Here is a 626-nt window from a genome sequence, read left to right as displayed (position 1 = left end):
GGTGAAGACCGCGGACACGGTCGTCGTCCTCGTCCAACCCGGCAGCGGCGACGACGTGCAGATGCTCAAGGCGGGCATCCTCGAAATCGGCGACCTGTTCGTCGTCAACAAGGCCGACATGGAGGGCGCGTCGCGCACCGTCGCCGAGCTACAGGAGATGATTCACCTCCGCGACGACCCGCGGGCGAACCTCGATACGGGCCACCACGGGGCCGAGGCGTTCGACGACGCCGGCCACGGACACGGCGGGCACGCGGACGCGAGCGATGCCGAAACCGACGTCGACGCCGAGGATGACCCTTCCGACGGCGACAAACCGCCCGTCTGGACGCCACAGGTCCTCGAGACCGTCGCCACGACCGGCGAGGGAATCGACGAGTTGGTCGAGACGCTGGACGACCACCGTGACTACCTCGACGCCTCCGGCGAGGTGGCGGAGAAGGCCCGCAAGCGCGCGGGAGAGGAGATTCGACAGCTCCTCCGAAGCGACGTGAACCGGCTCCTCGAAGCCGAGCTCGACCGCCGCGGCGGGGTCGACGCGTTCGCCGAGGCGGTCGTCGAAAAGGAGACCGACCCCTACGCGGTCGCAGAAGACGTGCTCGAACCGTTCCGGGAGTGTCTGGACG

Annotated in this window: 1 pseudogene; it reads left to right on the top strand. The window is 68.8% G+C overall.

Annotated elements, in window-relative coordinates:
- Positions 1 to 626: pseudogene (locus D3D02_RS18410) on the top strand (methylmalonyl Co-A mutase-associated GTPase MeaB); the annotation flags it as partial.

It is taken from the genome of Halobellus sp. Atlit-38R (assembly GCF_003665925.1).
GTDB classification, from domain to species: domain Archaea; phylum Halobacteriota; class Halobacteria; order Halobacteriales; family Haloferacaceae; genus Haloquadratum; species Haloquadratum inordinatus.
Note: the sequence above shows the minus strand (reverse complement) of the source record. Positions and strands in the feature narration are given on the sequence as shown.